Origin of the sequence: Mycobacterium sp. (assembly GCF_032159775.1) — a bacterium.
GTDB lineage: Bacteria > Actinomycetota > Actinomycetes > Mycobacteriales > Mycobacteriaceae > Mycobacterium.
Genome location: NZ_JAVHWK010000179.1, coordinates 1 through 21385 on the forward strand (window position 1 = coordinate 1; position 21385 = coordinate 21385).

20 protein-coding genes and 1 pseudogene are annotated in these 21385 nt (G+C 67.2%); 15 read left to right on the top strand and 6 right to left on the bottom strand.

Going from position 1 to position 21385, the window contains the following annotated elements; translation table 11 throughout:
• Positions 1 to 85: 85 nt before the first annotated feature.
• From QOJ24_RS23145 to mnmA, 9 genes are all read left to right on the top strand, one after another.
• The gene (locus tag QOJ24_RS23145; protein ID WP_526265540.1) at positions 86 to 967 is read left to right on the top strand and encodes a carbohydrate ABC transporter permease; all 882 of its coding nucleotides are present in this window, start codon (positions 86 to 88) and stop codon (positions 965 to 967) included.
• A complete protein-coding gene (locus tag QOJ24_RS23150; RefSeq protein ID WP_526265542.1) occupies positions 967 to 2082 on the top strand; it encodes an ABC transporter ATP-binding protein in 1116 nt (371 codons plus the stop codon). The genes QOJ24_RS23145 and QOJ24_RS23150 overlap by 1 nt, the downstream gene beginning before the upstream one ends.
• On the top strand, positions 2079 to 3221 hold the full coding sequence (locus QOJ24_RS23155) for an ABC transporter ATP-binding protein (protein ID WP_526265544.1): 1143 nt from the start codon (positions 2079 to 2081) through the stop codon (positions 3219 to 3221). The genes QOJ24_RS23150 and QOJ24_RS23155 overlap by 4 nt, the downstream gene beginning before the upstream one ends.
• A complete protein-coding gene (gene derK, locus QOJ24_RS23160; RefSeq protein WP_526265546.1) occupies positions 3218 to 4957 on the top strand; it encodes a D-erythrulose 4-kinase in 1740 nt (579 codons plus the stop codon). Before QOJ24_RS23155 ends, derK begins: the two co-directional genes overlap by 4 nt.
• Before the next feature lie 3 nt (positions 4958 to 4960).
• Positions 4961 to 5428, top strand: a complete 468-nt coding sequence (locus QOJ24_RS23165) for a ribose-5-phosphate isomerase (RefSeq protein ID WP_526265548.1) — start codon at positions 4961 to 4963, stop codon at positions 5426 to 5428.
• A gap of 81 nt (positions 5429 to 5509) precedes the next feature.
• Positions 5510 to 6337, top strand: coding sequence for a GNAT family N-acyltransferase (locus QOJ24_RS23170; protein ID WP_526265550.1), 828 nt, complete (start codon positions 5510 to 5512; stop codon positions 6335 to 6337).
• The gene (locus QOJ24_RS23175) at positions 6334 to 7191 is read left to right on the top strand and encodes a lysophospholipid acyltransferase family protein (protein ID WP_526265552.1); all 858 of its coding nucleotides are present in this window, start codon (positions 6334 to 6336) and stop codon (positions 7189 to 7191) included. Before QOJ24_RS23170 ends, QOJ24_RS23175 begins: the two co-directional genes overlap by 4 nt.
• Positions 7192 to 7238: 47 nt before the next feature.
• A complete protein-coding gene (locus QOJ24_RS23180; RefSeq protein WP_526265554.1) occupies positions 7239 to 8468 on the top strand; it encodes a cysteine desulfurase family protein in 1230 nt (409 codons plus the stop codon).
• A complete protein-coding gene (gene mnmA, locus QOJ24_RS23185; protein ID WP_526265556.1) occupies positions 8468 to 9541 on the top strand; it encodes a tRNA 2-thiouridine(34) synthase MnmA in 1074 nt (357 codons plus the stop codon). The genes QOJ24_RS23180 and mnmA overlap by 1 nt, the downstream gene beginning before the upstream one ends.
• Here mnmA and QOJ24_RS23190 read toward each other — a convergent pair.
• Complete coding sequence (locus QOJ24_RS23190) at positions 9538 to 10182, bottom strand: sensor domain-containing protein (RefSeq protein ID WP_526265558.1); 645 nt, start codon at positions 10180 to 10182, stop codon at positions 9538 to 9540. The two genes, mnmA and QOJ24_RS23190, sit on opposite strands and share 4 nt — an antisense overlap.
• Positions 10183 to 10248: 66 nt before the next feature.
• Here QOJ24_RS23190 and QOJ24_RS23195 point away from each other — a divergent pair, with 66 nt between their 5' ends.
• Both QOJ24_RS23195 and QOJ24_RS23200 read left to right on the top strand, forming a co-directional pair.
• Entirely contained in the window at positions 10249 to 11295 is a 1047-nt protein-coding gene (locus QOJ24_RS23195) for a uroporphyrinogen decarboxylase/cobalamine-independent methonine synthase family protein (protein WP_526265559.1), read from the top strand.
• 80 nt (positions 11296 to 11375) lie between these two features.
• Positions 11376 to 12146, top strand: coding sequence for a hypothetical protein (locus QOJ24_RS23200; protein ID WP_526265561.1), 771 nt, complete (start codon positions 11376 to 11378; stop codon positions 12144 to 12146).
• On the opposite strand, the gene QOJ24_RS23205 is transcribed toward QOJ24_RS23200, so the two are convergent.
• From QOJ24_RS23205 to QOJ24_RS23220, 4 genes and pseudogenes are all read right to left on the bottom strand, one after another.
• Positions 12132 to 13742, bottom strand: coding sequence for a 4-coumarate--CoA ligase family protein (locus QOJ24_RS23205; protein ID WP_526265563.1), 1611 nt, complete (start codon positions 13740 to 13742; stop codon positions 12132 to 12134). The two genes, QOJ24_RS23200 and QOJ24_RS23205, sit on opposite strands and share 15 nt — an antisense overlap.
• A 33-nt stretch (positions 13743 to 13775) precedes the next feature.
• On the bottom strand, positions 13776 to 14183 hold the full coding sequence (locus tag QOJ24_RS23210; protein WP_526265565.1) for an MmcQ/YjbR family DNA-binding protein: 408 nt from the start codon (positions 14181 to 14183) through the stop codon (positions 13776 to 13778).
• Positions 14184 to 14197: 14 nt separating this feature from the next.
• Positions 14198 to 15263: pseudogene (locus QOJ24_RS23215) on the bottom strand (IS110 family RNA-guided transposase).
• A gap of 218 nt (positions 15264 to 15481) precedes the next feature.
• Positions 15482 to 16282, bottom strand: coding sequence for an ArsR/SmtB family transcription factor (locus QOJ24_RS23220; protein WP_526265632.1), 801 nt, complete (start codon positions 16280 to 16282; stop codon positions 15482 to 15484).
• Between the two features lie 149 nt (positions 16283 to 16431).
• On the opposite strand from QOJ24_RS23220, the gene ligA reads away from it, so the two are divergent.
• Both ligA and QOJ24_RS23230 read left to right on the top strand, forming a co-directional pair.
• Entirely contained in the window at positions 16432 to 18504 is a 2073-nt protein-coding gene (gene ligA, locus QOJ24_RS23225) for an NAD-dependent DNA ligase LigA (RefSeq protein WP_526265634.1), read from the top strand.
• A 72-nt stretch (positions 18505 to 18576) separates the two neighbouring features.
• The gene (locus QOJ24_RS23230) at positions 18577 to 18831 is read left to right on the top strand and encodes a metallothionein (protein ID WP_526265567.1); all 255 of its coding nucleotides are present in this window, start codon (positions 18577 to 18579) and stop codon (positions 18829 to 18831) included.
• A 9-nt stretch (positions 18832 to 18840) separates the two neighbouring features.
• Here the strand turns inward: QOJ24_RS23230 and QOJ24_RS23235 are convergent, their stop codons facing one another.
• The gene (locus QOJ24_RS23235; RefSeq protein ID WP_526265569.1) at positions 18841 to 19500 is read right to left on the bottom strand and encodes an ACT domain-containing protein; all 660 of its coding nucleotides are present in this window, start codon (positions 19498 to 19500) and stop codon (positions 18841 to 18843) included.
• Between the two features lie 104 nt (positions 19501 to 19604).
• Here QOJ24_RS23235 and gatC point away from each other — a divergent pair, with 104 nt between their 5' ends.
• Positions 19605 to 19898 (top strand): Asp-tRNA(Asn)/Glu-tRNA(Gln) amidotransferase subunit GatC, encoded by a 294-nt coding sequence (gatC, locus tag QOJ24_RS23240; RefSeq protein WP_526265571.1) that lies wholly within the window; start codon positions 19605 to 19607, stop codon positions 19896 to 19898.
• Positions 19895 to 21385: an Asp-tRNA(Asn)/Glu-tRNA(Gln) amidotransferase subunit GatA gene (gene gatA, locus QOJ24_RS23245; protein WP_526265573.1), complete on the top strand. Its 1491-nt coding sequence runs from the start codon at positions 19895 to 19897 to the stop codon at positions 21383 to 21385. The genes gatC and gatA overlap by 4 nt, the downstream gene beginning before the upstream one ends.

Here is a 21385-nt window from a genome sequence, read left to right on the forward strand (position 1 = left end):
GATCATCGTGTTCATCACCGCGCGCTACCTGGTGAGCGTGCTCGGCAAGGCGCAGCGTCGAGCTGCCGGAGCGGAGTCATAGGCCATGGCATTCACATTGCGCAGAAGCGAACTCCTCCCGGGACAGCGGCGGATCGGCATCGGGCCCATCGCCGCCGATATCGGGCTGATCGGCTGGTTCATCTTCTCCCTGTTCCCGATCGTGTGGATGGTGATCCTGGCGCTCAAGAACGCCCAAGAGCAGACCACCACGTACTTCCAGTTCAGTCCCACGTGGTCGAACTTCGCGACAGTGGTTTCCGACAAAGGCACCCAGATGACCAGCGTCGACTTCAAGACCTCGTTGCTGACGAGCCTGATCAACTGCGGCGGAGCAGTGATCGTCTCGCTGCTGATCGGCATCCCCGCCGCGTACGCCGCGGGCCGGTGGAAGTACAAGGGCAGCAACGACCTGATGTTCCAGATGCTGTCCTTCCGGTTCGCCCCGGAGCTGATGGTGATCGTGCCGCTGTTCGTGATCTACAACCAAATCGGACTGTTCGACACCAAAGTCGGAATGATATGGGTCCTGCAGCTGGTCACGATGCCGCTGGTGGTCTGGATCCTGCGCTCGTACTTCGAAGACCTGCCCGAAGACCTCGAGCAGGCCGCGCTGCTCGACGGCTACACCCGCAGAAAGGCTTTCGTCATGGTCGCGCTGCCCATCGTCCGACCCGGTATCGCCGCCGCGGCCCTGCTCGCGTTCATCTTCGCCTGGAACAACTACGTGTTCCCGCTGATCCTGGCCGACACCAACGCAGGCACGGTCACCGTCGCGATCACCAAGTTCCTCGGCGGTGGCGGCCAGGCGTACTACAACCTGACCGCCGCGGCGGCGATCATTGCCGCCTTGCCTCCGCTGATTCTGGCGCTGACCATTCAGCGGTATCTGGTGCGGGGCCTTTCCTTCGGGGCGGTGAAAGCCTGATGGCGACGGTATCCCTTGCCAACCTGCGCAAGACATTCGGCAAAGTGACGGCGGTCGACGATCTGTCCATCGACATCGCCGACGGTGAGTTCTTCGTCATCCTCGGTCCCAGCGGCGCGGGTAAGACCACCACCCTGAAGTCGGTGGCCGGGCTGGTGGACATCGACGCCGGATCGGTGCACATCGGCGGTGTCGACATGACACTCGTCGAGCCGTACCACCGCAACGTCGCGATGGCGTTCGAGAGTTACGCGCTGTATCCGCAGAAGACGGTCAGCGAGAACCTGGCGTCGCCGTTGAAGTCCGGAAGGACCGGTAAGTACACGGAGGTTCAGCGCACCGAACGCATCAAGCAGGTGACCACCACGTTGGGAATCAACCACCTGCTCAACCGTTTTCCCCGCGAGTTGTCGAACGGGCAGCGGCAGCGGGTGGCGCTGGGCAGGGTGCTGGTGCGCCCTGCTGACATCTACCTGCTCGACGAACCGCTGAGCCACCTGGACGCCAAGCTGCGTGCCGCGATGCGCGCCGAACTCAAACAGCTCAGCGCCATGTCGAACACCACGACCATCTATGTGACACACGACTACCAGGAGGCCTTGGCGCTCGGTGACCGCATCGCGGTGCTCCGCGAAGGACGGCTCGTCCAGCTGGGCACCCCGGACGAGATCTGGCGGCGCCCCGCTGACACATTCGTGGCGCGCTCGCTCGGCCAGCCCGAGATCAACATCCTCGACGGTGTGGTCGACGACGGCCGTATCCGCCTCGGGGACGGATCGCTCGACGTACCGATTCCCGCAGGTGCGCCGTGCGATCGCGGCGACCGCGTACGAGTCGGATTGCGGCCCTGCGACCTCCACGTGGGGTCCGGAGCGGGCTCGGCGCACCTTGCGGGAACAGTGATGCTCGCAGAGCGACTCGGTCGCAACGTCGAGCTGACCGTGAAAGCCGGCGACGAACAGGTCATCGTGCTGGCCTCCGGTCGCGAGGGCGTCGACGAAGGCAGTGACATCACCATGACCGTTGCCGATTCCGACGTACACGTCTTCACGGCGGGCGCCGGCGACACCGCGAGGCTCGGCGCGAGCGACAAGACCATGGAGGCGGCACAGTGAGTGTGACGACAGATGCTCCGCGCACACCCGCGTCGGCCGATGGGACGGCGCAGAGCCTGACCCTTGCCGACCTGGTCAAGATCTACGCGTCGAGCGGTCGTGAGCGGGTGACGGCCGTCAAGGGCATCGACCTTGCGATCGAACCCGGGGAGTTGGTCGCGCTGCTCGGCCCGTCCGGCTGCGGCAAAACCACCACATTGCGGATGATCGCCGGACTCGAGACGGTGACAAGCGGTTCCATCAAGATCGGGGACCGCGAGATCTCGCAGCTGCCTGCGTCCAAGCGCGGTATCGGCGTCGGCTTCGAGAGCTACGCGCTGTACCCGCCGATGTCCGTCCGCGACAACCTGCTGTACGGACTGAAGGCCCGCAAGGTCAAGGGTGCCGAGCAGATGGTCGCCTCGATCTGCGACCGCCTCGAGATGAACGACCTGCTCGAGCTGCGGCCCGCCGGGTTGTCCAGCGGACAGAAGCAACGCGTCGCGCTGGCCCGCGCGCTGGTCCGCAACCCACCGGTACTGCTGCTCGACGAGCCGCTGAGCCACCTCGACGCCTCCGCGCGCCAACGGGTGCGACGCGAACTGAAGGTGCTGCAACGCGAGTTCGGCTACACGACGATCGTCGTCACCCATGATCAGGTCGAAGCGCTGTCGCTGGCCGACCGACTCGCGGTGATGGATGCCGGAGTCGTGCAACAGTTCGGCACGCCCGACGAGGTGTTCGACGATCCGGCCAACCTCTTCGTCGCAGGATTCGTCGGCGAACCGCAGATCAACGTCCTGCGCGGTGTCGCCAGGGTTTCCGATGGCCGGACCCGCATCGAGATCGGCTCCAACGCAGGCCATCTGGACAGCACCGTGACGTCGCTGGCCGACGGCACCCGGGTCACCGTAGGGATCCGCCCGCAGGACTGCGGCCTGAGTACCGCCGCCGGTGACGGTATCTCCACAACAGTGGCGTACTTCGAGCATCTGCTCGAGTTCGGGCTCGCGACAACTACAGTCGCAGGCATGGAGGAGGGCATCGTCGTCCAGACTCCGGCCCAGGAGAGCTATGAGCCCGAACAGAAGGTCGTGGTGACGGCCCCGCCCGAGCGCGTCTACCTGTTCGACGCCGAAACAGGGGAGCGGTTGCGTTGACCAAACTCTTCAACGATCCGGCTCAGTTCACCGAGGACATGCTGGTCGGATTCCTCGATGCCAACTCTCGCTACGTCGCGGGCGTTCCCGGTGGTGTGGTGCGCGCGCACCAGACGGCGCCCGGCAAGGTCGCCGTCGTCATCGGGGGCGGCTCGGGGCACTACCCGGCATTCTGCGGAACCGTCGGCCCCGGGTTCGCGGATGGCGCCGTCGTCGGAAACATCTTCACATCGCCCTCCGCCGAAGAGGCGGCCTCGGTCGCCCGCGCGGCACACGGCGACGCCGGCGTCCTGCTGACGACGGGCAACTACGCAGGCGACGTGATGAACTTCGGTCTGGCCGTCACCCAGCTGCGCAGCGAGGGCATCGATGCGCAGTACTTCGCGGTGACCGACGACATCGCCAGCGCCCCGAAGGGCGAAGAGACGAAACGCCGTGGCATCGCAGGCGATTTCACCGTCTTCAAATGTGCCAGTGCCGCCGCAGAGGACGGCCTCGACCTGGCCGGCGTGGTCCGGGTCGCCGAAGCCGCCAATGCTGCCACCCGAACGCTGGGCGTCGCATTCGACGGGTGCACACTTCCCGGCGCCGACGAACCGCTCTTCACGGTGCCACACGGGAAGATGGGTGTCGGCCTCGGCATCCACGGGGAGCCTGGTGTGTCCGACGAGACGATGCCGACGGCAGCGAGTCTGGCGGCGACACTCGTCGACGGGGTCTCAGGCGACAAGCCGCAAACCGAGAGCACGCGCATTGCGGTGATACTCAACGGACTCGGGCGCACCAAGTACGAAGAGCTCTTCGTGGTCTGGGGGACGGCGGCAAGGCTGCTCCGTGAACGCGGATACGAAATCATCGAGCCCGAAGTAGGCGAGCTCGTGACGAGCCTCGACATGTCGGGCTGCTCGTTGACCGTGATGTGGCTCGATGACGAACTCGAAAAGTACTGGCGGGCACCTGCAGACACGCCGGCCTACCGCAAGGGCGCGACGGCCGCATCATCGGAAGGTACCCGTCGCACCGATGCCGCCGCGGAGGCCGCCGCGCCACGAATCGCCGTCGCCGAACTGGCCGACGAGGACGGTCGTCGGGGCGGAGCGCTGGTCGCACGCGCGCTCGAGGCGATGGCCGGGATGCTCGCGGAGGTCGAGGACGAGCTGGGCCGCATCGACGCCGTTGCGGGCGATGGCGACCACGGACGCGGCATGGTGAAGGGCTCCGCGGCCGCCCGCGACGCTGCAGCTGATGCAGTCACCGAGGGCGCCGGAACGGGATCGGTGCTCGCCGCCGCGGGCAAGGAGTGGGCCGCCAAGGCCGGCGGCACGTCCGGCGTGTTGTGGGGGGCGATGCTCGCGGCGATCGGCGCCAGGCTCGGCGACACCGGAAACCCCGACGCAGGCACCATCGCGGCGAGTATGCGCGATGGCTTCGACGCACTCATCCAGCTCGGCGGTGCGTCGCCGGGTGACAAGACGATGCTGGACGCGCTGTTGCCGTTCATCGACGAGCTGCAGAAGCGGATCGACGAGGGCGAGCAGTGGCAGCAGGCCTGGCGGGCCGCAGCCGACGTCGCCACCGATGCCGCGAAGGCGACCGCCGAGCTGCGACCCAAGGTGGGGCGGGCCCGTCCGCTGGCCGAGCGCAGCATCGGCACACCGGATGCCGGTGCCACCTCCCTTGCCATGTGCGCACACTCGGTTGCCGACCGTTTCACGTTGACGACGAAAGGCGAATGACTGATGGGCGAAGGACTGCGGGTTGTCGTCGGCTCCGATGACGCCGGCTACGAATACAAGGAAGCCTTGAAAGGGGACCTTCGCAGCGACTCCCGGGTGGCCGAGGTGACCGATATCGGCGTCGGAACCGACGAAAACACCGCCTACCCGCATGTGGCGGTCGCGGCGGCGAGGTTGGTCGCCGAGGGCAAGGCCGACCGTGCATTGTTGGTGTGTGGTACCGGACTTGGCGTCGCGATCAGCGCGAACAAAGTGCCCGGCATCCGGGCCGTCACGGCCCACGACAGCTTTTCCGTCGAACGGTCGGTGTTGTCGAACGACGCGCAGGTGCTGTGCTTCGGGCAACGGGTCATCGGGCTGGAACTGGCCCGCAGGCTCGCGAGGGAATGGTTGAGCTACGAATTCGACCCCGAGAGCAAGTCGGCTGACAAGGTCGAAGCCATCCGCAGCTACGAAGCCGCCACCGACTAGCGGCCAATCGTCACCTAACGTCCACGGACACGTCACGCCGCGGATGCCGTCTGGCTGAACGGCTCGGCGACGGTGCTGGCTATGAGCACCGCTTCAGTACTCATACCCGCCGAAGAGACCCAACGCGCGTCGACACCGCGCTACACCCTGCTGCTTTCCACCGACCCCACGCTGATCGACGCCGCTCAGCGCCTTCGCCACGACGTGTTCACCACCGAACCGGGTTTCGCGCTCGCTGGCGCGAGCGACGGCAGGGACGCCGACCGGTTCGACGAGTTCTGCGATCACCTACTGGTCCGCGAGGACAACACCGGCGAGCTGGTCGGCTGCTACCGGATGCTTCCGCCTCCGGGAGCCATCGCGGCAGGCGGGCTGTACACCGCGACCGAATTCGACGTCACAGGGCTGGACGCGCTGCGGCCGTCGCTGGTCGAGATGGGCCGCGCCGTGGTCCGCGACGACCACCGCAACGGCGGCGTGGTGCTGCTCATGTGGGCGGGCATCCTGGCCTACCTCGACCGGAGCGGCTACGACTACGTCACGGGTTGCGTCTCGGTACCCGTCGAGGACTCCGACATCGCGGGCCGCCAGATCCGCGGTGTCAGGGATTTCGTGCTTCGTAGGCACGCCGCCCCATCGGAGTACACCGTGCACCCCTACCGGCCGGTGACGATCGAGGGCGAGGGCCTGGACGCGATCGAACCGCCGGCACGGGTGACCGTCCCGCCGCTCATGCGCGGCTATCTGCGCCTGGGTGCCCAGGTGTGCGGTGAACCCGCCCACGACCTCGACTTCGGTGTCGGCGACTTTCCCGCGCTGCTCGACAAACGCAGGGCAGACACGAGATACCTGACGCGGTTGCGGTCGGTCGCCGCGGCGAGCGACATGGCCGACAGGATCGCATCGTGACCGCCGACGAGCGGGTCGGCAGCGCGAGGGAGACCAGCCCATGGGTGCCGCGCGCGACGTGCGACGCCAGCTGCGTGGCAGCGGGCGGCGCGCCTGGCGGCAGTCCGGTCGCGGTGGCGGCACGGGTCGCGGTTCGGGCCACCCTCGCGGTCATTCTGCTCTCGGCCGTGCCGCTGCTGGCGATTCCGATGCCTGGGCGGTCACACGTCCAGCGCGGCTACTGCCGCATGATGCTGCGCGCGCTCGGCGTGCGGATCACCGTGTCCGGCGGACCCATTCGCAACCTGCGCGGCGTGCTCGTCGTCAGCGGCCATGTGTCGTGGGTCGACATCTTCTCGATCGGCGCCGTGATGCCCGGTTCGTTCGTCGCCAAGGCCGAGATGATCAACTGGCCGGGCCTCGGTATCGCCGCCCGCTTGATGAAGGTCATCCCGATCGAACGGGCAAGCCTGCGGCGGTTACCCGACGTCGTGAAGACGGTGGCGGCCCGACTGAGCGCAGGCCAGACCGTGGTCGCGTTTCCCGAGGGCACCACCTGGTGCGGCCTGGCCTACGGGCCGTTCAGGCCCGCGATGTTCCAGGCCGCCGTCGACGCGGGCAGGCCGGTTCAGCCACTGCGCCTGGACTATCACCACCGTGACGGCACGCCGTCCACCGTCGCCGCCTACGTGGGCGACGACACCCTGATGGCGTCGATCCGTCGCCTTGTCACCGCCCGGCGCACCATCGTTGGTGTGCATGTCGAGTCTCTGCAGCTACCGGGAACCGACCGGCGTGACCTGGCCGCGCGCTGTGAAGCGGCAGTGCGCGGCGACACCGGGCGACGGGCGAACGGGCACGCGCTGGTCGCCTGACCAGGGGTTCAGGGCGGTCGTCGTGCGGCGGCTAGCATGGAACGGTTATGACCACCGAAGCTGTGGCCGATGCTCTTCGCGCAAGCGACTCATCGCCGGTCTACCTGGATCACGCCGCCACCACCCCGATGCATCCCGCCGCCATCGAGGCGATGACGGCCGTGCTGGCAACGGTCGGCAACGCCTCGTCGCTGCACGGCACCGGGCGCGCGGCGCGGCGCCGCATGGAGGAGTCGCGCGAGACCCTGGCCAACCTGCTCGGCGCGCGCCCGTCGGAGGTCGTGTTCACCGCGGGCGGCACCGAGAGCGACAACCTGGCGATCAAGGGAATCTACTGGGCGCGGCGCGACGCCGAACCGCGCCGTCGCCGGATCATCACCACCGCGGTCGAACACCATGCGGTGCTCGACTCGGTCGAATGGCTGGCCGAACACGAAGGTGCCGAGGTGACCTGGCTGACGACCGCGTCCGACGGATCGGTCACGCCCGGCGCACTCCGCGCTGCCCTCCAGGAGCACGACGATGTGGCTCTGGTGTCGGTCATGTGGGCCAACAACGAGGTCGGCACCATCATGCCGTTGCCGGAACTGGCCTCGGTGGCCGCAGAATTCGACGTCCCGATGCACAGCGACGCGGTGCAGGCGGTGGGCCAGATACCGGTCGACTTCACGGCGAGCGGGCTGTCGGCGATGAGCATCGCGGCACACAAATTCGGTGGCCCGACCGGTGTCGGCGCGCTGCTGCTGCGACGTGACACTGCATGCGTGCCACTTCTGCACGGTGGCGGGCAGGAACGCGACGTACGTTCGGGCACACCGGATGTCGCGGGCGCGGTGGCGATGGCGAAGGCCGCCGAGGTGGCGATCGATGGCATGGAGTCCACCAGTGCCAGGGTGCAGGCGCTGCGCGACCGCCTGGTCGACGGCGTGCTGTCGAGCATCGACGATGTTGTGCTCAACGGCGCGACTGGCGCCCGACGGCTGCCTGGCAACGCGCACTTCACATTCCGCGGCTGCGAGGGCGATTCACTACTGATGCTGATGGACGCCAAAGGGATCGAGTGCTCAACGGGTTCGGCGTGCACGGCCGGTGTCGCGCAGCCCTCGCATGTGCTCATCGCGATGGGGGCCGACCCGGCAAGCGCCCGCGGATCATTGCGGCTTTCGCTGGGCCACACCAGCGCCGAGGCCGACATCGAGGCCGCACTCGATGTGCTGCCCGGGGCGGTGGACCGTGCCCGGCAGGCTGCGCTGGCCAGTTCGGGAGTTGTCGAATAGTGCGGGTTCTTGTCGCGATGAGCGGGGGCGTGGACTCGTCTGTGGCCGCCGCCCGCATGGTCGACGCGGGCCACGACGTGGTCGGCGTGCACCTGGCGCTGTCGGCGGCACCGGGAACATTGCGGACGGGCTCGCGGGGATGCTGTTCGAAGGAAGACGCAGGCGATGCGCGCCGGGTCGCCGACATCCTCGACATTCCCTTCTATGTATGGGATTTCGCCGACAGATTCAAAGAGGACGTCATCGACGACTTCGTGTCGTCCTATGCGCGCGGCGAGACTCCGAACCCGTGCGTGCGGTGCAACGAGCGGATCAAGTTCTCCGCGCTGTCGGCCCGCGCGCTCGCGCTCGGGTTCGACGCCGTCGCGACCGGCCACTACGCGCGGTTGTCGGACGGCCGGCTGCGGCGCGCAGTCGACAGCGACAAGGACCAGTCGTATGTGCTCGGTGTGCTGACCGCGCAGCAGCTACGCCACGCATTGTTCCCCATCGGTGACACACCCAAGCCGCAGATTCGCGACGAGGCGGCACGTCGCGGTCTGGCCGTCGCCGAGAAGCCCGACAGCCACGACATCTGCTTCATCCCGTCCGGCGACACCAGGGCGTTTCTCGGAAGCCGAATCGGCGTGCGCCGCGGTGCCGTGGTGGACGCGGGCGGAACGGTGCTCGCCGAACACGACGGCGTGCACGGATTCACCATCGGCCAGCGCAAGGGTCTCGGTATCGCGGGGCCAGGCCCCGACGGTCGTCCCCGTTATGTGACGGCCATCGACGCCGACACCGCGACGGTGCACGTCGGCGCAGCCACCGACCTCGAGGTGTCGTCGCTGACCGGGAAGAACCCTGTGTTCACCTCCGGGTCCGCGCCGCGCGGTCCTGTGGAGTGTTCGGTGCAGGTGCGGGCGCACGGCGGTATCGCCGACGCCGTCGCCGAGGTGCGCGGCGGTGACCTGGTCGTCGATCTGCGTGCGCCGCTCGTCGGTGTCGCCGCCGGCCAGACGATGGTGCTCTACCGGCTCGATGCCGAGGGCGACGAAGTGATCGGCAGTGCCACGATCACGCGCAGCGCCTAGTTGGGCACCTTGCCCATGATGTTCGTCATGATGATGCCCGGTATCGACTCGGGAAACGAGCAGAAGGAAACCTCGGCCAGCACCACGTTCTTGATCCGGTAGTCGCGACCGCACGTACCCGTGGATCGCATCCTTAACGTGTCGGCGTCGGCTGTCCACTCACCGATGAATGTCGAGCCGAGTTCGGTTGAGCCGCAGTCGTATACCCGGCCGATCAGATCGGCGAACGCGTGCCGTGCGACCTCCGGATCGCGGTATGCCGCAGCGCCTTCGGAGATGAGCCCGCCGTCGGGCGGATTCTGGAAGGTCGTCTTGTGAAACTCCTCGACCTCCGGCCCGAACGTCTGCGTCTCGGCGAAGTACCACTGGCACTCCTTGGGCGTGCCGTTCATCAGGTCGCTGACGTCGACGGGGATCTTGCCGTCCATACTCGGCACGATTGTCAGGCTTTCGCCCGCACCCGTGATCGCCCGCATCTGAGACTGGTCGAGCATCACCGACTCGACGTCCACCGGTGAATGCGATTCGTCGTCGATGCCGGGAGCGGCCCGCGTCGCCGAGCCCTGAATGGTTTGCGCGCAGCCCACGGCGAGGATGGCGACGGCACCGAGCGCCGCAAGTCGGGCTGCCGCAGAGGACATGGAGTCGGCTCCTTCCTGTTTCGCAGACTAACGCGTGTGGCTCGTGTGGCGAATAGTGTTGGCTAAGTGACGGAAGATCGTGATCTCGCCCTCCCCGAATCCCCCTTCGCGGCGGGCACCGGTATCGGATCCTGGCCCGGGACGTCGGCCCGGGAGGCAGCCGAGATCGTGGTCGGTGAGTTGCATCGGCTTCCGCACCTGGTGGAATTGCCCGCCCGCGGCCTCGGCGCCGACCTGATCGGCCGGGCCGGTGCGCTACTCGTCGACATCACCATCGACACCGTGCCCCGCGGCTACCGCATCGCCGCGGGGCGCAGTGCCGTGTCCCGGCGCGCGGTCAGCCTGCTCGCCGAGGACATCGACGCGCTCGAGGAGGCATGGGAGAAGGCCGGCCTGCGTGGGGCCGAGCGAACCGTCAAGGTGGAGGCGCCGGGTCCGATCACCCTCGCCGCGCAGCTGGAACTCGGCGGGGGTCACCGGGCGATCACCGATCCTGGAGCCCTTCGCGACCTGGCGCGGTCGCTGGCCGAAGGCGTGGCAGCACACCGCGCGGAGGTCGCACGCCGACTGGAATGCCAGGTTGTCGTCCAGTTCGACGAGCCGTTGCTGCCCGCTGCGCTGGCGGGCAGGCTCACCGGTGTGTCCAGCCTGTCGCCGGTACACCCCGTCGATGAACCCGTGGCGGCAGCGCTGATCGACGAATGTGCGTCGGTGGTCGGCGGCGAGGTGGCGCTGCACTGCTGTGCCGGCGGGCTGCCGTGGCCGATGCTTCAACGCAGTGGTGTGCGGGCTGTGTCGTTCGACCTGTCGACCCTCACGGCTGGCGATCTCGACGGCGTCGGCGAGTTCGTCGAATCGGGCCGCACGGTTCTGCTCGGCCTGGTGCCCGCCATAGCGCCGGAGAGCCCACCGTCGGCCGAGGAGGTGGCCGGGTGGGTGGTGGACTTCACCGATCGACTCGGCTTCCCCCGTGCGGTGCTGCCGGAACGGATCGGGGTGACGCCGGTGTGCGGGGTGGCTGGTGCGACCCCGCAGTGGGCCCGTACCGCGATCGAACTCGCACAGAACGCGGCCGACGCCATCGCGGACGACCCCGGCGCGATCTTGAAATAATGTTTGCCCGGCAAAGGTTTATGTAACAATACAAGGGCGGACCCTGGGTTCGGCAAACCCAGTTGGTCAGGAAAGGGATCGTGGCGCACTCGACTGTTCGCTTCGCGGCGGGAGCCGGCGTGGTCGCGGCGTCTCTGTTGATCCTCGGTCCGAACCCGGCGCATGCCGTCGCCGACAAGCACGGTCCGGGCTCGCAGTTCGATAACGACTCCCGCAAGAACGTCTCGAGCGGCAAGGGCGGCAACGTAATCGGCGGCTTTGACATCGCCGGTCAGGACGCGAAGCCAGATCTCGATCCACCGCTGATGAATCTCGGCACCGGCGGAGGTGATCTTCAGGATGTAACGGTCGTGAACAGCTTCCCTGCGCAGGATCAGACCGCCATGCGATCGGCGGCCGTGGCCGAGGCGCCCGCAGGCGACAACATAACGGCCGCCGCGCCCCAGTCCGGCGGCGGCTATTCGGGCAGGCCGGCGACGTCGTTCCAGGCACCGCGGGTCACCATCGGCAACGGTCGGACGCCCGGAACGAATGTCCCGCATCCAACACCAGGACCCGAGGCGACCCTCCTGCGCGACACCCTGGTTTCGCCCGCGGCGGTGCCGCCCATGCCCGCCGTGCCCGCGGCGATCGAGATCAACATTCCGCCGTTGCCGCCACCGCTGCCTCCGGTGGAACGCATCCGGGCCGCCGACCTGGTCCCCGCGCAGTTCGGCACCTCGACAACCGACACCGTCACCGACCCGCTCGCCGGGCTTGCCGGTTTGATCTTGATCCCCGCCATCGGAGCCGTACTCGGCTACCGGCAGGCGAGGGCCGCCCAGTCGCTGCGGGACTCACTCCGTACGTGAGTCCCGGCGCAGATCCTTGCGCAAAATCTTGCCCGCAGTCGACTTCGGAATCGCGTCGATGAACGCCACCTGACGAACCTTCTTGTACGGCGCAACCTCGGCGGCCACGAACTCCATCACCTCGGCCTCGGTCAGCTCGGCTCCGGACTGCTTGACCACGAACGCCTTTGGCACCTCTTCACCCGATTCGGTGTCGCGCACTCCGATGACAGCGGCGTCGGCGATCCCGGGATGGGTCAGCAGCAGCGCCTCCAGTTCGGCGGGTGGCACCTGATAACCCTTGTACTTGATGAGTTCCTTGAGCCGGTCGACGATGTAGACGCAGCCGGAGGAATCGACGCGCGCCATGTCGCCGGTGCGCAGCCAACCGTCCTCGTCGATGGTTTCGGCGGTTGCCTCCTCGTTGCCGAGATAACCGGCCATCACGTTCGGACCCTTGAACCACAGTTCGCCGGTCTCACTGAGACCCTTTGCGGGGATGTCGATCTCGTCGCCCGAGTCGGGGTCGACCAGCTTGGAGAACGAGTTCGCCGCGGTCCAGCCGGCAGCGCCGATGGGTGCGACGGACCCGACGAGGCGCTTACCGCCGTCCAGCGGAGTGCAGTGGCTGACCGGGCTGAGCTCGGTCATGCCGTAGCCCTGCACCACGCGACAACCGATGCGGTCGGCGACGGCGTGGCCGAGATCCTCGTCCAGCGGCGCGGCTCCGGACAGCACCGCACGCAGCGACGACACGTCGTAGTTGTTCACCAGCGGATGCTTGGCAAGCGCAACCGCAACCGGCGGCGCGATGTAGGCGACCGTGACCTTGTGGTTCGCGATGTTGGCGAGGAACTCTTCGAGGTCGAAGCTCGGCATCATCACCAGGCGCGCCCGCGCGTGCAGAACGGCGTTGAGCAACACCGTCATTCCGTAGATGTGGAAGAACGGCATGATCGCGATCACGACGTCGTCGGCGGCGACGTCCTGCACCGGCCGGGTCTGTGCGACGTTGGCGACCAGGTTGCGGTGTGTGAGCATCACGCCCTTGGGATTGCCTGTCGTGCCCGAGCTGTAGGGCAGCACAGCCAGGTGGGTCGCGGGGTCGAAGCTGACCTCCGGCGCAGTGGCACCCGCGGCGAGAAGGTCGGCGGCGCTGGGGTGGCCGTCGGCGCCGTCGAGCACCACCAGCTGGTCGTCGGACATGCCCAACGCGGCGGCCGCCTGCTTGGCCTGGGGGAGCAGCGCGCTGACGGCGATGAGCATTTTGGCCTTCGAGTCCGTCAGCTGCTTGACGATGTCCTTGGCGGTGAACAACACGTTGATCGTGGTGGCCGTCGCACCGGCGCGCAGGATGCCGTGGAACGCGACCGCGAACGCTGTGCTGTTGGGTGCCAACAATCCGACGACGTCGCCGACACCGATGCCTCGATCGGCCAAAGCACCGGCGAAAGAATCTATTTTGCCGACCGCATCGCGATAACTGGTTTGCTCGCCCGTCTTCGCATCCACCAGCGCGATGCGGTCGGCGTCGGCGTCGTCGATGTTGCCGAACAGATACTCATAGACGCTGGCCGCCGGAATCTCGACGTCGGGAAATGGGCTCGCGAAGCTCATGGCCTCGATAAAACCATGTCGGCACGCGCGGGGTCAGGCTTCGTCGAGTCGGCGGACGACCTTCTTCGGCGCGACCATTCGGAACGACGCGTCGATCAGCTCGCGGACCTCGTCCCAGTCGACCTTCTCGGTCGCGCTGAAATCCAGCCCGAGCCAGCCAGCCGGGCCGAGGTAGGCGGGGTAGAAGAACCGGTTATCCGCCTCGAGTGCCTTGCGGTCGCTTTCGTCGACCTTGACCACGATGGAGCGCGCGTATTGGAGGTAGTCGCCGCCCTTCGTTTCGGGTTTGACGCTGCCGCCGTACATGGCGAACATCTTCGACACGAAGAACGCCGGTCTGCCGTGGGAGACCTTCTCGAACGCGTCGGGAAAGCCCAAGGCGATCGTGCGCACCTGCGCGAGCAGCGGGTCGTCATCTGCGAACATGATCGGGTGCGGCATGTGTTTCTCCTATGTCAAGCCGCTGCCGGTTGGCAAGGCTGAGTTCGGTTGTTGTGGTCGGTGTGTAGACGGTGGAAGACCACTCGGGCGAGGCGGCGTTTGAGGCAGCGTAGGGCCTCGGGTGTGTTATCGCCGGCGGTGATGCGGTGTCGGTAGTAGGCATGTCCCACACCGTGGAGGCGGATTTGAGTCACCGCAATACGGTGCAGGGCGGCGTTGAGTTGCCGGTTGCCCGAGCGGGTCATCCGAACACGCCCGTTGGTGTTGCCTGACCACACCGGTATCGGCGCCACACCGGCGTGACGGGCGAAGGCGGCCTCGCTTTTGAATCGGGTCACCCCCGCGGATTCTCCGATGAGCTTGGCCGCGGTCAATTCCCCGCACCCAGGCAGGGCCAACAACACCGGCGCGATGGGACGCACGCGTTCGCCGATGCGTTTGGTCAGCGTGGATGGCCTCACTGAGGCGGGTGACGTCAGCGAGCTCGTCGCGGGCCAGTTCAGCGACCAGGCCCGGTACTGTCACCAGCCAGTCTCCGAGCAGCCGACGGTGCTTGGCCAGATCCAACGAAGCGGGCTTGGGGGCGCGCTGGGGATCAAGCTCATGGACCCGCCAGCGTAACCGGTTGATCATCGCTGTGCGTTGTGCCACAAGGACTTCGCGACGATCAACCAACAACTTCAATTCACGCGACACCTCATCGTGAGACGCGATCGGCAAGTCAGGTTCGCGCAGAAAGCCCCGCGCCACCGCCAACGCATCGATGGGATCAGACTTTCCCCGGGTGCGGGCCGAGGCCCGGGTCTGGGCCATCAACTTCGGCGGCACCCGCACGACTTGTTGGCCTGCACTGAGCAGATCGCGTTCCAGCCGGGCCGACAGGTGCCGGCAATCCTCAACCGCCCATACCACTTCGGCTCCGAAGCGTTCCCGGGCCCACATCACCGCCTCGGCATGGCCTGCCGTGATGGCTTTGACGGTTTTCTCGCCGAGCTTGCGACCCACGTCGTCGACGGCGACGAAGGTATGGGTGTGCTTGTGTACATCGGCTCCAACAACAACCATGGTGGTTGCCTCCATTCACTGTGAGGTGACGGTTGGGCCGGTCGGCGGACAAACCTCAGTGGGGGCGGTGCCACGCTCCTATCAAGTCACGCCGGCCGGTCCTTCACACCTGATGCCGACAAAACGCATGCACGCCAACCCCGCGGGCGGCACCCAAGCTACGAGCCAGACACCAGGTGGTTAGGGACCAACCACCGCACCAAGCGGCACCTCACCCTCACACTGACGCCAAGCTACCCGTTGCGCGACATCTGTTCGTCCCGCAATTCGGTGTCCATCTCCCACGGGGACTGCGGCAACACCTTTCCGGTTTCCAGTAGCGACTTGAGATTGGAGAGCACGGCGGGCCAGCCTGTGGAAACGGCGCGGTAGTCCGAAGGATCGTCAAGCCCCTCGTGGGTCACGGTGACGCGGACGATGTCTCGATGCGGCTCGACGTCGAACGTCACGACGGTCGGCTGACCCGTCTGGTCGGTGCCGCCGAAGGTGATGACGAGGCGACGCGGCGGTGTCGCTTCAAGCACTTCGCCCGCGACGTCGACCACACCCGATCCGTCGGTGCGGACGTGCTCCCACCGTGACCCCTTCTGCCAGTCCGACACATTGCTGTGTCCCCAGTACGCGGCGGTCAGCTCGGCGCTGGTCAACGCTTCCCACACCTTCTCCGGGGTGCTGTGGATGTATGTGACGTATACGAACGTCGGCTTGTTGGTTGTCCCAGTCATGTGTGTCTCCTCTGCTTGGAGCTTCACTTCGTGCAAGGCGTGAAGCCGGTAACTTTCGAACGGTTGAATCCAACGGTCGGTAATCTCATGCAGCGGAACGGGATTCAGGTAGTGCAACTTGAGCCGTCCACGCCGCACGCTGCTGATCAGGTTGGCCGACTCGAGCACCGCGAGGTGTTGGCTCACCGACTGGCGTGCCATTTCGAGGTACTCGCACAGCTGGCCGAGCGTCTGGCCGTTGTCCTGGCGCAGCCGATCCAGCAGGAGCCGGCGGCCGGGATCCGCCAGTGCTCGAAAGACCTGATCCATCTGATCGTCCGACACAAGATCATTATGCAGGTATTTACCTGCCTATAGTCAAACGCCCAGGTTGAGCCTCTGGTCTGCGCGACTTTCGTGTCGCAGCCCTCCGATAGCCTGCGAGGGTGAGTCCGAAGGCAACCGATGCGCGCAAGGCACTGGCCGAGCAGTCCGAAGACGCCCCCGACGCCGATCTGCGCCGCCGATGGCAGGAACTCGCCGACGAGGTGCGCGACCACCAGTTCCGCTATTACGTCAGGGACTCGCCGATCGTCTCCGACGCTGAGTTCGACAAGCTGTTGCGCGAACTGCAGGCGCTCGAGGACGACCACCCCGAACTGCGCACACCCGATTCGCCGACGCAGCTGGTCGGCGGTGCGGGCTTCGCGACCGAATTCACCTCCGCCGACCACCTCGAGCGGATGCTGAGCCTGGACAACGTCTTCACCCCCGAGGAACTGGCGGCGTGGGCGGCGCGCACCAAGGGTGAGATCGGAGACGACGCCCATTACCTGTGCGAGCTGAAGATCGACGGTGTCGCGCTCGCGTTGGTGTACCGCAACGGAAAGCTCGAGCGCGCAGCGACCCGAGGCGACGGCCGTACCGGTGAGGACGTCACGCTCAACGCCCGCACGATCGAAGACATACCCGAGAAGCTTACCGCTGCAAAGAAATTCCCCGTGCCGCGAGTGCTCGAGGTGCGCGGCGAGGTGTTCTTCAGGGTCGCCGACTTCGAGGATCTCAATGCCGGTCTGGTTGCCGAGGGCAAGCCGCCGTTCGCCAACCCGCGCAACAGTGCCGCCGGGTCCCTGCGGCAGAAGAATCCGGCGGTCACCGCCCGCCGTAAGCTCCGGATGATCTGCCACGGCCTCGGTCGTACCGAGGGCTTCACCCCGAAGACGCTGCACGACGCGTATCTGGCACTCAAGGCGTGGGGCCTGCCCGTGTCGGATCACACCACCAGGGTCAAGGGCATCGACGCGGCCACCGAGCGAATCGCTTACTGGGGCGAACACCGCCATGACGTCGAACACGAAATCGACGGTCTGGTGGTCAAAGTCGACGAGGTGTCACTGCAACGACGGCTGGGCGCGACGTCGCGGGCGCCGCGATGGGCCATCGCCTACAAGTACCCGCCCGAGGAGGCGACCACCAAGCTGCTCGACATCAAGGTCAACGTGGGGCGCACCGGCAGGGTCACACCGTTCGCCTTCATGGAACCCGTCAAGGTCGCCGGGTCGACGGTCAGCCAGGCCACCTTGCACAACGCGTCAGAGGTGAGGCGCAAAGGGGTGCTCATCGGCGACACGGTGGTCATCCGCAAGGCGGGCGACGTGATTCCGGAAGTGCTGGGGCCCGTCGTCGACCTGCGGGACGGCTCTGAACGCGAATTCGTCATGCCCACAGCATGTCCCGAGTGTGGAACGACGCTTGCCCCGACCAAGGAGGGCGACGCCGACATCCGCTGCCCCAACACCCGGTCGTGCCCGGCACAGCTGCGAGAGCGGGTGTTCCACGTCGCCGGGCGCGGCGCGTTCGACATCGAGGGCCTGGGCTACGAAGCCGCCGTCGCGCTTCTCACGGCCGGTGTCATCACCGACGAAGGTGACCTGTTCACTCTCGGCAGCCCGGATCTGTTGCGCACGGAACTCTTCACGACCAAGGACGGCAGCCTGTCGGCCAACGGCAAGCGCCTGCTGGTGAACCTGCACGAAGCCAAGGCGCAGCCGTTGTGGCGGGTGCTCGTCGCGTTGTCGATCCGGCACGTCGGCCCGACGGCCGCCCGCGCACTGGCAACCGAGTACGGCAGCCTCGACGCCGTCATGGCGGCCTCCGAAGAGGAGTTGTCGGTGGTCGAGGGCGTCGGTCCGACCATCGCGGCCGCGGTCACCGAGTGGTTCAGCGTCGACTGGCACCGGGCCATCATCGACAAATGGAAGGCCGCAGGCGTGCGGATGGCCGACGAACGCGACGCGAGCATCGAACGCACGCTAGAGGGCATGTCGATCGTGGTGACCGGCTCGCTGACGGCGTTCTCCCGCGACGACGCCAAGGAGGCGATCGTCGCGCGCGGGGGAAAGGCGGCGGCTTCGGTGTCGAAGAAGACGGCGTACGTGGTGGCCGGTGACGCGCCCGGCTCGAAGTACGACAAGGCCGTCGAGCTCGGCGTGCCGATCCTCGACGAGGACGGCTTCGTCCGGCTACTGGACAGCGGGCCAGACTCGGTCTGAGCGGGTGCCGGAGTTTGCCGCCGTCGTCTGCTGGGAATGCGACCGCAGAGTCGAGACGAAGGAGTGGACACGATGGCCATCTGCGCGACGTGCGGCAACGACTACGACAAGGCCTTCACGGTGACCTGGCCGGACGGCCGCAGCGAGAACTTCGACAGCGTCGAGTGCGCGGCCGTACAGCTGGCGCCCGAATGCGCGCACTGCGGGTGTCGCATCCTCGGGCACGGCATCGAAACCGAGGAAGCCATCTTCTGTTGCGCACACTGCGCCAGGAAAGACAGCAACGCCGACGTGAACGACCGCTGGCCGGTGCCCGCGGGCGCTTAGCCTAGAGGCTCAGCGCAGGATCGTCGCGACGATCCCGGCGAGGTAGCCAAGGCGAGCGACCTCCGACGGTCGGAACTCCGGGCCGCCGGGCCTGCCGAGAACAACGGCGGTACGCGCATCGCCCAACGGCGCAGCGGCCAGCGTGGTGTTCATGTCCCGCCACACCTGCGGCATCCAATCAGCCTCGCCGTCAAGCGCTTTCGCGGTGTCCAGCGGCAGCCAGGGCACCTCCTTGATGTGAGTTTCCGGCGCGCCATGGCTGCCCACCATGCGGTCGATGCCCGATTCGGTCAGCTTCACCACGGTGCACCAACCGACACGCAGCACCCGCGGGGCTTCGTCGGCCAGCGCCTGGAGCTTGGCCGGCTTGCCCGGCGCGGCGGCGATGTGGTCGACCAACTCCAGTTCGCGATGCGCCTCCAACAGACCGGTGTGCGGCCGGATGCTGTCCACCCGCACCCCTCTGAGGTTCTCCGCAGCGGTGATCAACATGTCGGGCATCGCACCCGGCGGCAGATCGACGATCAGATCGTCGATCGCGTAGCCCGTGCCGCGCTCGACCACGTCGAGGGACAGGATGTCGGCGCCTACCGAGCCCAGCGCGACCGCCAAGGAGCCGAGGCTGCCCGGCCTGTCTTCCAGCTGGACCCGCAGCATGAACGAAGGCACGCGGAACACTGTTTCACAGGGCAGCGGGGTCGGCATGCCGGTGCGACGACCGCTTCCGGGAGGAGCCGACAGGCCGGGGTGACGCCTGACTAGGCTTGGGAGTCGTGCAGATCTCCCGAGACGAGGTAGCCCACCTCGCCCGCCTGGCTCGACTCGCCCTGACCGACGACGAGCTGGAAGGTTTCGCGGGCCAACTCGGCGCCATCCTCGAGCACGTCGGTCAGATCCAGGCCGTCGACGTGACCGACGTCGAGGCCACCGACAACCCGTTGACGTCGGTCAACGTCACCCGGCCCGACGTCGTCGAGCCGGGGTTGTCCCAGGAGCAGGCGCTGTCGCAGGCGCCGAAGTCGGCCGAAGGCCGCTTTGCGGTCCCGCGGATTCTGGGGGAGGCATGAGCACAGACGACGACGTAACCAGGCTGGACGCTGCGACGCTCGGCGCCAAGATCGTCGCCAAGGAGCTGTCGTCGGTCGAGGTCACCAGGGCATGCCTGGACCGGATCGCCGAAACCGACGGCCAATATCGAGCGTTCCTGCACGTCGCCGGGGAGAACGCGCTGGCCGCGGCCGCCGACGTCGACGCCGCCGTTGCGGCCGGCGATGCGCTGCCGTCACCGCTTGCCGGTGTCCCGCTGGCGCTCAAAGACGTCTTCACCGCCACGGACATGCCGACCACCTGCGGCTCGAAGATCCTCGAGGGGTGGACATCGCCCTACGACTCGACGGTCGTGACCAGGGTGCGCGCCGCGGGCATCCCGATCCTGGGCAAGACGAACATGGACGAGTTCGCGATGGGCTCGTCCACCGAGAACTCGGCGTTCGGGCCGACGCGCAACCCCTGGGACGTCGACCGGGTTCCCGGAGGGTCCGGCGGCGGCAGTGCCGCGGCGTTGGCCGCATTCCAGGCGCCACTGGCGATCGGGTCGGATACCGGCGGCTCGATCCGGCAACCCGCCGCGCTGACTGCAACGGTCGGCGTCAAACCCACCTACGGCACGGTGTCGCGCTACGGCCTGATCGCATGTGCGTCATCTCTGGATCAGGGCGGTCCGTGCGCCCGCACAGTGCTCGACACCGCACTGCTGCACCAGGTGATCGCCGGTCACGACGCGAGGGACTCGACCTCGATCGACGCCGAGGTGCCCGACATCGTCGCCGCGGCGAAGGCGGGCGCCGGCGGCGACCTGCGCGGCGTCAAGGTGGGCGTGGTTCGTCAGCTGCGCGGCGACGGCTACCAGGAGGGCGTGCTGGCGTCGTTCAACGCCGCGGTCGACACGCTCACCGAGTTGGGCGCCGAGGTCTCCGAGGTGGACTGTCCGCACTTCGACTTCTCGCTGCCCGCCTACTACCTGATCCTGCCGTCTGAGGTGTCGTCGAACCTGGCCCGGTTCGACGGGATGCGGTACGGCCTGCGGGTCGGCGACGACGGAACACACGGCGCCGAGGAGGTGATGGCGTTGACCCGCGCGGCCGGTTTCGGTCCGGAAGTCAAGCGCCGCATCATGATTGGCACCTACGCACTGTCGGCGGGCTATTACGACGCCTACTACAACCAGGCGCAGAAGGTGCGCACGCTGATCGCCCGCGATCTCGACGAGGCTTACCGCAAGGTCGACGTGCTGGTCTCGCCTGCGACCCCGACGACAGCCTTCCCGCTGGGGGAGAAGGTCGACGATCCGCTCGCGATGTACCTGTTCGACCTCTGCACGCTGCCGTTGAACCTGGCCGGGCACTGCGGGATGTCGGTGCCATCGGGCCTGTCGCCAGACGACAATCTGCCGGTCGGGCTGCAGATCATGGCTCCCGCGCTCGCCGACGACCGGCTCTACCGCGTCGGCGCCGCATACGAGGCCGCGCGCGGGCCACTGCCAACGGCCGTGTGA